This window comes from Gordonia sp. LMA167, from assembly GCF_058130025.1.
The window spans coordinates 484113-496255 of the sequence record NZ_CM176708.1; the positions used below are offsets into that span (position 1 = coordinate 484113).

Genomic DNA, 12143 nt, shown 5'->3' on the forward strand with positions numbered 1-12143 from the left:
CTGATTTGCCTGGGAATTATCCCCCAGTTACGCCACCCGAAACAGCAGGAATGCGCTGGCCAGGCCGTTTCCTGTGGCGCAGGTGGTCGAGAAACGCCACCCGCTGATCGAGTGGTCCCGAACCCGCCACCCCCCACCCGCTGATCGAGTAGCTCCGAACCCGCCACCCCCCACCCGCTGATCGAGTAGTCCCGAACCCGCCACCCCCACCCGCTGATCGAGTAGTCCCGAACCCGCCACCCCCCACCCGCTGATCGAGTAGCTCCGAGCCGCTAGGCGAGGAGCGTATCGAGATCACCGCACCGGGTTTCGATACGCGACTCACTCCGTTCGCCGCCACTCCACCAACAGGTGGCACACACACCACGACGCCCCCTTCGCCGGCGAGTGTGGCGAAGGGGGCGCTGATTTCGGTGGACGCAACCACTCAGATGTCGAGGAACCTCTCGTCGCCGGCGTTGCGGGTGATGAAGCTGCGACGCGCCTCGACGTCCTCGCCCATCAGGATCGAGAAGAGTTCGTCGGCGATGGCGGCATCGGTGAGGGTGAGTTGCCGTAGCACGCGGGCCGCAGGGTCCATCGTCGTCTCCCAGAGTTCCTTGGCGTTCATCTCGCCGAGACCTTTGTAGCGTTGAATACCGCTGTCCCGATCGATTCTTCGACCCGCAGATCGTCCTCGTTCGAGCAGCAGATCACGCTCCCGGTCGGAGTAGGCGTATTCCGGTTGTGTCTTTTGCCATTTCAGCTTGTACAGCGGAGGTTGTGCCAGGTAGACGTGCACGTGTTCGATCAGCGGACGCATGAAACGGAACAGGAGCGTCAGCAGCAGCGTCGAGATGTGCTGACCGTCGACGTCGGCGTCGGCCATCAGCACGATCTTGTGGTAGCGCAGCCTGGTGATGTCGAACTCGTTGTGGATACCGGTGCCGAAGGCGGTGATGATCGACTGCACCTCGGTGTTCTTCAGCACCCGGTCGATGCGTGCCTTCTCGACGTTGATGATCTTGCCGCGGATCGGCAGGATCGCCTGATACATCGAATCACGACCGGACTTCGCCGAGCCTCCGGCGGAATCGCCTTCCACGATGAAGATCTCGGAACGCTCCGCGTCATTGCTGCGGCAGTCCGCCAGCTTTCCGGGAAGACCGCCGAGGCTACCGGCGGTCTTGCGGCGCACCAGCTCCCGCGCCCGGCGTGCGGCCATTCGCGCCTGCGCCGACGACGCCGCCTTGCTGACAATCGCCTTGCCCTCGGCCGGATGTGCGTCGAACCAGTCGGTGAGCCGTTCGTGGCACACCTTCTGCACGAACGACCGGATCTCGCTGTTGCCGAGCCGGGTCTTCGTCTGGCCCTCGAACTGCGGATCGGCGACCTTGACCGAGACCACTGCCGCGAGCCCTTCGCGGATATCATCGCCGGACAGATTGGGGTCCTTGTCCTTCAGCACCTTCGAGGCCCGGGCATGCCGGTTGACGACGGCGGTGAGCGCCGCCCGGAAGCCTTCCTCGTGCACGCCGCCCTCGGGGGTGTTGATGGTGTTGGCGAAGGTGTGGACCGATTCGGCATAGCCATCGTTCCACTGCAGCGCCACCTCGACCTCGTAGCCGGTTCCGGTTCCGGTGTAGCCGATGACGGTCGGATGAAGGGGCTGCTTCGTCCGGTTGATGTGGCCGACGAACTCACGCAGGCCGCCGGGATAGTGGTAACGACGGGGCTGCTCGTCGGTTCGGTTGTCGGACAGGAGGATCTCGAGGCCGCTGTTGAGAAAGGCCATTTCCTGCAGCCTCCGGGCAACGGTTTCCACATCGAGATGAACCGTCTCGAAGATATCGGGGTCCGGCCAGAACCTGACTGTCGTGCCGGTCTCCGCGGTGGGCTCGCCACGACGCAGCGTGCCGGGGACAGAGTGATCGTAGGTCTGGTACCAGCGGTGGCCGTCGCGGGCGACCTCGACCTCGAGTCTCGTGGACAACGCGTTGACCACCGATACCCCCACGCCGTGCAGGCCGCCGGAGACCGCGTAGGCACCACCGTCGGCCTCGAACTTGCCACCCGCGTGCAGCTGGGTCATCACGACGTCGACGGTCGGTATCCCGCTGGCGTGCATGTCGACCGGAATGCCGCGGCCGTTGTCGGTGACCTCGGCGCCGCCATCCGCGAGGAGCCGCACGCTGACCCGGGTGGCGTGACCGGCCATCGCCTCATCCACGCCGTTGTCGATCACCTCCCACAGCATGTGGTGCAGTCCGCGGCTGCCGGTGGAACCGATGTACATGCCGGGACGTTTCCGGACGACGTCGAGCCCTTCGAGGATGGTGATGGAGTCGGCGCCGTATCCGGCGGCGGTGGTGGTCATCGGGCGTCGCCTTCACGGATGATGCACCGGAATCCGATGTGTCCGGTCGACGCGTCATCGGTGTGTCCCTGCCGTGCGGCCGGCCGGTAGCGGTTGCAGTAGTTCGGCGCACAGAGGTGCGATCCCCCCTTCACCACGCGCCGCGGATACCTCCCGCCGTCGTCGACCCTGTTCTGCTGGACCGGGTTACGTGGGATACAGCAGCTGCTCGCCGGTGCGACGTTCTTGTCCCCGGCGGCGTGGCTGGCGGTGTGATGATCGCAGGTCCACTCCCACACGTTGCCTGCCATGTCGAACAGGCCGTAGCCATTTGGACGGTATCGCCCGACCGGCGAGGTTCCCGCGTAACCATCGGTTTCCAGATTCTGCCAAGGGAATTGGCCCTGCCACACGTTGCCGCCGGGGCGCCCATGCGGTTCGTCGTGGTCGCCCCAGACATACCGGGCGCGGTCGAGACCTCCGCGTGCCGCGAACTCCCATTCCGCCTCCGTCGGAATCGCCTTGCCCGCCCACTCGGCATAGACGCACGCATCGAGGTAGGAGACATGGGTGACCGGATGGTGATTCCGCTCGCCCAGGTTGCTCCCCGGGCCTTCGGGATGGCGCCAGCTCGCGTGGGGCACATACGACCACCAGCGGCGGTAATCGTCGAGCGGCACCGGTCCGGACGGCGGCGTGAAGACCATCGATCCTGGCACGAGCAGTCCCGGATCGGCATCCGGGAAATCGGCAGGGTCGGGCTCGCATTCGGCAGTGGTGAGATGGCCGGTCGCCTTCACGAACCGGCGGAACTGGGCGACGGTGACCGGGTGGGTGTCCATCCAGAAACCGTCGACCGACACCTGATGGACCGGGCGCTCCTCCGGATAGAAATCCTCGGAGCCCATCCAGTAGGTGCCGCCCGGAACCCAGGTCATCCCCTTGCGCGCGGCGGGTGCCTGCGGCTGCGTCAACAACATGCGCCCATGCTGCCAAGGGAAATGCCCTTCGGCGTTTTACACAGTGTTACGCCACCTGGCTGCACCTCGAAACTCCAGGCAGCGGGGCCGGCGGCGGCGAAATCGGTCCCGTTACGCCACCGACGTCGGAGGCGTCACCTACTCTGTCCGCACCTCACCTTGTCAGTGAGCCCACCCCGGAAGGCATCCGGCGGCGCCCCAACCCAGCTGCGGGGTGACTTCAGACGGCCGGAGTAGCCCGCCGGATCAGCCCTTTGCACCAGCAGGCGTGGGGAAGCCACCCGCGTGCAACACCATCGCCGGGAGCCGGCGGTCGAAGACGTGCTCGAGCCACTCCCCGGCCTCCTTGAGCGATGATGCGTCGAGACCGTGGGAGATCCCGGAGCGATCCAGGGCGTAGACGAGGTCTTCGGTGGCGATGTTGCCGGTCGCGTTGGGTGCGAACGGGCATCCGCCGATGCCCCCGAGACTGGCGTCGAGGATGCTCACCCCGGACTCGACCGCGGCCAGTGCATTCGCGATGCCGCAGCTGCGGGTGTCGTGGAAGTGGGCCCGCAGCGGCAGGCCCTGCGGCACCAGATCGGCTGCGACGGCGAAGCGTTCGCGGACATCTTTCGGCACCGCCACTCCGATGGTGTCGGCCAAGGACAGTTCCGTGGGGGGTTCATCCAGCACGCGCTCGAGGATGGATCGGAGCCGCGTCACGGGTACCTCACCCTCGAAGGGGCAGCCGAACGCGACGGCGATGGTCAGGTTGGCCGTGATCCCGGCGGTTCGCGCGGTCCGTGCGATTCGCCGCCAGATCTCCACGCCGCCGTCGACATCGGTGCCCTGATTGCGCCCGCTGAACGTGTCCGTGCAGTGAACGACGGCATTGATCTCGGTGACCCCGGCCGCGATCGCCCGGTCCAGCCCGCGCTCGTTGAGCACCAGAGCGCTGTAGGTGATGCCGTCGTTCGTGGGCAGCAGGCCCACCAGGTCTTCGGCGTCGGCCATCGCAGGCACTTTTCTCGGATGGACGAAGCTCGTCACCTCGACGTTACGAGCACCGAATCGCACTGCGCGCTGCACCAATTCGAGCTTTTGACCGGTGGACAGCTCCACCTTTTCGTTCTGCAGTCCGTCCCGAGGCGCGACCTCGACGATGGTGACCTCATGAATGATCGGGTCTGCCACGCTCATGAGGTCACCTTACCGAAGGCACGGGCCCGCGCTCGCCGCCAGCTCACCCATCCCAGCGGGCGGATTCAGATTCGAAATCTCATCAACATCCGTTGAGCTTCGAGGATGCATAATTCACCCAGGAGGAGCGACATCCGCCCATCCACCAACCACGCGAGATGAGGCCAGACGCGTGCCACCGACCACAAAAGGCCGCCGGACCGAAGCGGCATTTCTCGACGCGGCGCGTCGGACCTTCGCCGAGAAGGGCTACCTCAACACCAAGATCTCGGACATCGCGCAGGCCGCCGGACGGTCGGCCGGTTCGTTCTACAACTACTACGACAACAAGGAGCAACTGCTCGAAGCGCTTCTCGACCAGTTCACAGCCGAAGTCGTCGAGGGTTCGCTGAGCAGCAAATCCCCCGATCCCGAGTCCGGTGTGCGCGCTGCTGTGTCCGCATACTGGACGACTTACAAGAAGTACCTGCCAGAGATGATCGGCCTGTTCCAGATGTCGATGCTCGACGACAGCTACCGTCGACGATGGCAAGAGAATCGGGCCTCGGGCATACGACAGATTGTGGTCGGCCTGCACAGCGCCGACCACGCGGGATATCGCATCGGCCTCCCGCTGGATGCTCTGGCATCGGCCCTCGTGTCCACGCTGGAATCGAATTGTTGGACGTGGCTGGCGGCCGGCGGGGATCGCGACGTGGCACGCCCCGATGACGACACGGCGATCGACGTACTCACCGCAATCTGGTATCGCACCGTGTACGGTACGCGGACCGCAAGCTGATCTGATCCACGGCGGCCATCTGCATTCACATCCCGCGAACGCATAGATTGACTCCTATGAAGGCAGTCGATTCGCCGGTGCCGCGGCAGGAAAAGCGACGTATCGGCTTCGTCGTGTTCGATGGCGTGAAGATGCTCGACTTCTCCGGACCGGCGGACGTCTTCGCGGAGGCCAACCAGTTCGGCGGTGATTACGAGGTCGTGGTCATGTCGCCGAGCGGCGGCGACGTGACCACCTCGATAGGTGTGCGTGTGAGCACCGAACGGGTCACGGACTCAGGGTATTTCGACACCGTCGTGGTCGCCGGCAGCGAGATGGCGCCACCACTGTTCGTCACGGCCGAACTGGTGGCGGCGGTGTCGGATCTGGCGTCGCGTAGCCGGCGGGTCGCATCGGTGTGCACCGGTTCGTTCGTGCTCGCCGAGGCGGGGCTGCTCGATGGTCGGTCGGCGACCACCCACTGGAAATTCACCGCCGACCTCGCCCATCGCTATCCCGGCATCCGGGTGGACCCGGATGCCATCTATGTGCGCGACGGATGCCTCTACACCTCGGCGGGTGTGGTCGCCGGCATCGATCTGAGTCTGGCGCTGGTGGAAGAGGATCACGACGCCGAGGTGGCGCGGCAGACCGCGCAGGGATTGCTCGTGTACATGCAACGCGGCGGTGGGCAGTCGCAGTTCTCATCGTCACTGTCCGGGCCGACACCGCGGACGAGTCTGGTGCGCAAGGTGACCGACCACATCCACGGCAACCTGCACATCGGGCACACGGTTGCGGGTCTCGCAGCACACGCGAACGTCAGTGCCCGTCAACTGACCCGGCTGTTCCGCGAGGAACTCGGCACCACGCCGGCGGGATACGTCGCCGACGCCCGGTTCGCGATGGCGCGGGACAGGTTGCACGCCGGATTCACGGTGACGGCCGCGGCGCACGCCGCCGGCTACGGCAGCTCCGAGGTGATGCGACGGGCATTCGTCGCGCGCATCGGCATCTCGCCGCGCAAATATCAGCAGCGGTTCTCCTCCACCCGAATGGTCGCCGTCTGACCGTCTCCCCACGGCATGTCGCAAATCGGGGTATTTGTGTCGCAGCCGGTGGGACCGTTCCCGACGATCCGGGCGCACACTGAACGTGCCGGTCATCCCCTCATCCCCCGCGAAGGAGCGCCCATGCCCACCATCACCACATCGGACGGTGTCGAAATCTTCTACAAGGACTGGGGCAGCGGCCAGCCGATCGTGTTCAGTCACGGCTGGCCACTGTCGTCCGATGACTGGGACACCCAGATGATGTTCTTCCTCCAGCACGGCTACCGCGTCGTGGCGCATGACCGCCGCGGTCACGGCCGTTCCACCCAGGTCGCCGACGGCCACGACATGGACCACTACGCCGACGATCTGGCGGCCGTTGTCACGCACCTGGATCTGTCTGACGCGATTCACGTCGGGCACTCGACCGGTGGCGGCGAGGTGGCCCACTATCTGGCCCGCCACGGCCAGGATCGTGCGGCCAAGGCGGTGCTGATCAGTTCGGTGCCGCCCATCATGGTCAAAACCGACGCCAACCCGGGCGGGATCCCCAAGGAGGCGTTCGACGACATCCAGGTGCAGGTGGCCACCCGGCGTGCCGACTTCTTCCGGACCTTCGCCGAGGGCCCGTTCTACGGTTACAACCGCGACGGCGCCGAGCCGTCCGAAGGGGTCATCGCCAACTGGTGGCGCCAGGGCATGATGGGCGGCGTCAAGGCCCACCACGACGGCGTGGTCGCCTTCTCGCAAACCGATTTCACCGACGACCTCACGAAGATCACCATCCCGGCACTGGTGCTGCACGGCGAGGACGACCAAGTGGTGCCGTATGAGAACACCGGCGTGCGCTCGGCCGAACTGCTGCCGAACAGCACGCTCAAGACCTACCCCGGATTCCCGCACGGGATGCCGACCACCGAGGCGGCGACGATCAACGCCGACATGCTGGAGTTCTTCCAGAGCTGATGTACGTCGGCTCCGCTCACGGTTCCCGTGGGCGGAGCCGATATCGCGTTACGCCTCAGCCCTTTTCGGCTGCCGATCGCGCGGCGAGTCCCTCGATGATGAGATCGAGTCCGACGTCGAACTCATCTCCGAACGAATACCCCGGTTGCAGCGCCCGTTCGAGGGTGAACTCCCGGAAGTAGGGCAAGGTCCCCTCCGGGAGTGCCTCCATCATCTGATGCCCGAGTTCGGCGAGGTCCTCCTCCCCGGTGAACGGCAATGCGATCTCCTGGATCAGGAACCCGTACAGGTGCGCATCGAGCAGTGCGAAGGCATGCCCGGCCAACATGATCGAGAACCCGGCTTCGCGCAGGCAGCCAAGGACGGCATCGTGGTGCTGCAGCGTCACGAAACCCGCATTGCGGCGCGAATCCATCAACCCCACCGCCCACGCGTGGCGTTTGAGCACCTCTCGTGCCGACCGTGACCGCCGACGCATCTCGTCGGCCCAATCGTTGCCGACGACAGGCTGGTGAAACTCGTCGAACACCGCGTCGACCATCGCGTCGAGCATCGCCTCCTTGTTCGCCACGTGGTGATAGAGCGACATGGCCTCGACGTCGAGCTTGCGTGCGACCGAACGCATCGTCACCGCACCCAAGCCGTCGGCGTCGGCGATCTCGATTCCCGCTGCCACGATGGCCGCACGACTGAGCATGGTCGCTCTGGGTGATCGGGGTTTTCCCGGCACGCGCTGCACTCCTGACTGATCTGATTCGAACCCTTGACTCTCTTACGCCGTAAGCCTACCGTGTAGGAGAACTCACTTACAACGTAAGGTTTGGAGAGACGATGAAAGCAATGACTCGGGTCGAGTACGGCAGCAGCGAATGCCTGCACCTGGGCGAGGTCGATCGGCCCGCACCCCGGCAGGGCGAGGTTCTGGTCCGGGTGCACGCTGCCGGCATCGACCGTGGCACCTGGCACCTGATGACCGGCACGCCCTACCTTGCTCGGCTCGTCCTCGGCATCCGACGGCCGCGCTCGGTGGTCCTCGGACGTGACCTGGCCGGCGTCGTCGCGGAGATCGGCCCCGGCGTCGACGGCTGGTCGGTGGGAGATGAGGTAATCGGCACGGCCAACGGGTCGATGGCCGAATTCGCGGTGGTACCGGTCAAGCGCCTGGCCCGCAAGCCCGCAGGTGTCACCTTCGAGGAGGCTGCCGTGCTGCCGGTGTCGGGACTCACCACCCTGCAGGCGGTGCGTGATGCAGGCCGGGTGAAGGCCGGCGACCGTGTGCTGGTGATCGGCGCGTCCGGCGGTGTCGGCTCGTACGCCGTGCAGATCGCCACGACGTTCGGCGCCGCCGTGGTCGCCGTGGCGAGTGGGCCGAAAGCCGACTGGGTGAGGTCGCTGGGTGCACAGCAGGTGATCGACTACACCCACAACGACATCGACGCCTCCGCCGGTCCGTTCGACGTCATCCTCGATATCGCCGGCAACCGGCGCGTGTCGGCACTGCGACAACTGCTGACGCCGCGCGGCACCCTCGTCATCGTCGGTGGCGAGGGCGGCGGAAACCTGACGGGTGGGATTCAGCGTCAGCTCGGCGCCATGCTGCTGTCGCTGTTCGTCAAGCACCGACTTGTCGGCGTCATCGCCAAGGAGAGCGCCGACGACATGGCCGAGCTGGCGTCCATGGTCGACGCCGGCACCCTACGTCCCACCCTGGATCGGACATTCGCACTGCCGGAGGCGGCCAAGGCGATGGACTACCTCACCGATGGGCATGTCCGCGGCAAGCTGTCGGTCTCGATCTGACCATCCCGCTCACCGGTCTTGCGCGCGTGTCCGGTTCCGATCATGGTGGACGCATGCCCATCGCCGTTCGGCCCGCGACCGTATTCGATGACATCGCCACCATGGTCGGGCCCAAGAAGCCGGATTCCAATGTCTGCTGGTGTCTGAGCTATCGGATTCCCAACAAGCTCAACCGCGAACTCGCGCGACACGAGCGCGGCGCCTACGTGAAGAAGCTCTGCCAGAGCGGGATTCCACTCGGCGTGCTCGCCTACGACGACGCCGATGAGGTGGTCGGTTGGGCGGCGGTCGCGCCTCGGTCGGACACGACGTTCGCCACCAATCGCAAGATCCCCCACGTCGACGACCTCGACGTGTGGTCGGTGTGGTGCATCCGTGTCCGGCCCGGACACCGCAAGCAGGGCATCTCGCACGCATTGTTGGCCGGGGCCGTCGAGTTCGCCCGGGACAACGGGGCACCGGCGATCGAAGGCTACCCGGTGGACAACCGCGGTGAGAAGGTGGATCTCACGATGGCATACGTTGGCACGCGAAAACTGTTCGAGGACGCCGGTTTCGAGTGGGCGGCCGACACCACGTCGGTACTCAACCGGTTTCCGCGCGTGCTGATGCGACTCGACCTGCGCTAGTCCACCAGCTCACCGAGTCCGCAGTCCGGCACGTGAATCCACCCTTCGCGCGCGGCCACCTCGTGGTCTGACGCCTCCGGCAGATGTGTGCGGCCCAACGCAGCGGCCCGCGCGATGAGCGCGGTGATGACGGCGTCGAACGCGTTGTCGTCGCGGGCGAGAAGATCGCGATGGTGGCCGAGGTCGAGCCACGGTGCAGCCTCACTCAGGCTGTCCCCGAGGGCCACCAACACCTCCCGGTGTCGGACGCCTTTGTAGCCGCGCGCGGTCAGCCCCCACTTCTTCAACGCGGCAGCGGGGTACGCTTCCACGGCCCGGCCATCAACACGGTCGGCGATCCCGAGGTCGGCCAGCAGGCCAGCGCAGCGGAACGCCACGTGCGCAATCTGATCCGCGGAGACGCTGAGCGGACGACCCCACTTCGACTCGACGACGATGTGGTCTGTGCGTCGGTATGCCAGCGGTCGCCGATGGTCGATGTCGTCCAGAGCGCGACCGGCGGCCAGCTCACCGCGGTGTTGTGCGACAACGAAATCCACGAAAGCATCCGGCCAACCGAACGGTGCGTCGATGCCGATCCGGTCAGCACCGGAGACGAGTTCCCGAATCCGGGCGTCGTCGGCCGGCACGGACAACTCGGTGACCGTCGCCGCGTCCGACGACCAGTCGATCACCGCGACCGCGGTCAGCTTCGGTGATGCCGCGAGATCGATACCGACAGTGCGCATGTGGCCGACCCTTCGTTGCCGTGATGGATACCCCGATCCCTGGGATTGAGGTACCCCGGGGATTCCTCACCGATCCCTGGGATTGAGGTACCCCGGGGGGTCCTCACCGATCCATGGGATCGAGGTACCCCGGGGGTCCTCACCGATCCCTGAGGAGGTCCGGAGCGCTAGCGGAGGACCGTCACGAAGGGCGGCCCTTCGTGACGCTCGCAAGCTCGCTCCTCAGGGACCGGGTGGAGAACCCTCGCGAGCTCGCTCCTCAGGGACCGGGTGGGGAACGCTCGCTACTCAGGGCCCGGATGGCCACCCCACAAGAACCGGGATGCGTTACCCCTCAGAACCTCCCGTCGAGGAACTCGGCGTAGGCGGGCAGATCGAGCTGGCCGTGTCCCGACAACCCGATCACCACCACCTCCTCCTTGTCAGAATCGGCGACATGCGCGGCGCACGCCGCGATGGCGTGGGTCGACTCCGGCGCGGGCACGATGCCCTGGGTCCGGGCGAACTGCACACCGGCCGAGAACGCGTCGTGCTGGGTGATCGCGACACCCTGGACGAGTCCGAGTTCGACGGTGTGGCTCAGCGCCGGGGCCATGCCGTGATAGCGCAGACCACCGGCGTGAATCGGGTCGGGCACGAAATCCATACCGAGCGTGTGCATCTTGAGCAGTGGGGTCAGGCCCGCGACGTCGCCGTGGTCGTAGCGGTACTCCCCCTGGGTGATGGACGGGCATGCCGCCGGCTCGGCCGCGACGATCCGCGGGTTCGCCCGGCCGTGAATCTTCTCCCGCAGGAAAGGGAACGACAGCCCGGCCAGATTGGAACCGCCGCCGGCACAACCGAACACCACATCGGCGCCGCCGGATTCGACGGCGTTGAGCTGGTCGACCGCTTCCTGCCCGATCACGCTCTGATGCAGCACAACGTGATTGAGCACGCTGCCCAACGCGTATCGGGTGTCGGGATCACCGGCAGCCACCTCGACCGCCTCACTGACGGCCATGCCCAGGCTTCCCGTGGTATTCGGGTCCTTGGCCAGCATCGCCCGTCCCGACTCCGTCAGATCCGACGGCGACGGGTGCAGCGTGCCGCCGTAGGTCCGGATCAGGTGGCCGCGGTACGGCTTCGAATCGTAGGAGGCGCGGACCTGCCACACCTCGACGTCGATGCCGAACTGCGCCCCGGCAAAGGCGAGCGCACTGCCCCATTGCCCGGCCCCGGTCTCCGTGGTCAGTTTCCGCACGCCGTCGACGCTGTTGTAGTAGGCCTGCGCGACCGCGGAGTTGGTCTTGTGACTGCCGACCGGGCTCACGCCCTCGTACTTGACGTAGATGCGGGCCTTGGTGTTCAGGGCCTCCTCGAATCGGCGCGCCCGGATCAGCGGCGACGGCCGCCACATGCGGTAGATCTCACGCACCGGTTCCGGGATCTCGATGTAGGGCTCGGTGGAGACCTCTTGGGCGATCAGGCCGGCCGGGAACAGCGCGACGAGGTCGTCGGGTCCCACGGGTTCCTTGGTGCCGGGGTGCAGGTGCGGCGGGATCGGCTCATCGAGCTCGGCCGCGAGGTTGTACCAGTGCGTGGGCACCCCGACGGTGACCAGATCCGGATTGGTGGCGTCCACGTTCAGCGTCATGGCAGACAGAATAGTTGGTGGCCACATCGGCCAATCGAGAAGCCGAGCCATTCTGCTGGTCGAGTAGCCCGCGAG

At 66.1% G+C, this 12143-nt stretch carries 11 protein-coding genes; 5 read left to right on the forward strand and 6 right to left on the reverse strand.

Features of this window, described 5'->3' with window-relative positions; genetic code table 11:
• Nucleotides 1–427: 427 nt before the first annotated feature.
• From gyrB to ACVT6V_RS02235, 3 genes are all read right to left on the reverse strand, one after another.
• Nucleotides 428–2356 (reverse strand): DNA topoisomerase (ATP-hydrolyzing) subunit B, encoded by a 1929-nt coding sequence (gyrB, locus tag ACVT6V_RS02225; protein WP_489898181.1) that lies wholly within the window; start codon nucleotides 2354–2356, stop codon nucleotides 428–430.
• Nucleotides 2353–3315: a formylglycine-generating enzyme family protein gene (locus ACVT6V_RS02230; protein ID WP_489898182.1), complete on the reverse strand. Its 963-nt coding sequence runs from the start codon at nucleotides 3313–3315 to the stop codon at nucleotides 2353–2355. The genes gyrB and ACVT6V_RS02230 overlap by 4 nt, the downstream gene beginning before the upstream one ends.
• A 246-nt stretch (nucleotides 3316–3561) precedes the next feature.
• Nucleotides 3562–4497 (reverse strand): hydroxymethylglutaryl-CoA lyase, encoded by a 936-nt coding sequence (locus tag ACVT6V_RS02235; RefSeq protein ID WP_489898183.1) that lies wholly within the window; start codon nucleotides 4495–4497, stop codon nucleotides 3562–3564.
• Between the two features lie 172 nt (nucleotides 4498–4669).
• Between ACVT6V_RS02235 and ACVT6V_RS02240 the strand changes: the two genes are divergently transcribed.
• From ACVT6V_RS02240 to ACVT6V_RS02250, 3 genes are all read left to right on the forward strand, one after another.
• Nucleotides 4670–5278 carry a TetR/AcrR family transcriptional regulator gene (locus ACVT6V_RS02240; protein ID WP_489898184.1) on the forward strand — a complete coding sequence of 203 codons (609 nt, stop codon included), beginning with the start codon at nucleotides 4670–4672 and terminating at the stop codon, nucleotides 5276–5278.
• A 56-nt stretch (nucleotides 5279–5334) separates the two neighbouring features.
• The gene (locus ACVT6V_RS02245) at nucleotides 5335–6327 is read left to right on the forward strand and encodes a GlxA family transcriptional regulator (protein ID WP_489898185.1); all 993 of its coding nucleotides are present in this window, start codon (nucleotides 5335–5337) and stop codon (nucleotides 6325–6327) included.
• A 123-nt stretch (nucleotides 6328–6450) separates the two neighbouring features.
• Entirely contained in the window at nucleotides 6451–7275 is an 825-nt protein-coding gene (locus ACVT6V_RS02250; protein WP_489898186.1) for an alpha/beta fold hydrolase, read from the forward strand.
• A 55-nt stretch (nucleotides 7276–7330) separates the two neighbouring features.
• Here ACVT6V_RS02250 and ACVT6V_RS02255 read toward each other — a convergent pair whose 3' ends face one another.
• On the reverse strand, nucleotides 7331–7972 hold the full coding sequence (locus ACVT6V_RS02255; RefSeq protein WP_489898187.1) for a TetR/AcrR family transcriptional regulator C-terminal domain-containing protein: 642 nt from the start codon (nucleotides 7970–7972) through the stop codon (nucleotides 7331–7333).
• Between the two features lie 134 nt (nucleotides 7973–8106).
• Here ACVT6V_RS02255 and ACVT6V_RS02260 point away from each other — a divergent pair, with 134 nt between their 5' ends.
• Nucleotides 8107–9075, forward strand: coding sequence for an NAD(P)-dependent alcohol dehydrogenase (locus ACVT6V_RS02260; protein WP_489898188.1), 969 nt, complete (start codon nucleotides 8107–8109; stop codon nucleotides 9073–9075).
• Nucleotides 9076–9128: 53 nt separating this feature from the next.
• Nucleotides 9129–9704 carry a GNAT family N-acetyltransferase gene (locus ACVT6V_RS02265; protein ID WP_489898189.1) on the forward strand — a complete coding sequence of 192 codons (576 nt, stop codon included), beginning with the start codon at nucleotides 9129–9131 and terminating at the stop codon, nucleotides 9702–9704.
• Here the strand turns inward: ACVT6V_RS02265 and ACVT6V_RS02270 are convergent.
• Nucleotides 9701–10432, reverse strand: coding sequence for a DUF429 domain-containing protein (locus ACVT6V_RS02270; protein WP_489898190.1), 732 nt, complete (start codon nucleotides 10430–10432; stop codon nucleotides 9701–9703). The two genes, ACVT6V_RS02265 and ACVT6V_RS02270, sit on opposite strands and share 4 nt — an antisense overlap.
• Before the next feature lie 334 nt (nucleotides 10433–10766).
• On the reverse strand, nucleotides 10767–12068 hold the full coding sequence (locus ACVT6V_RS02275) for a TrpB-like pyridoxal phosphate-dependent enzyme (RefSeq protein WP_489898191.1): 1302 nt from the start codon (nucleotides 12066–12068) through the stop codon (nucleotides 10767–10769).
• Between the last annotated feature and the right edge of the window lie 75 nt (nucleotides 12069–12143).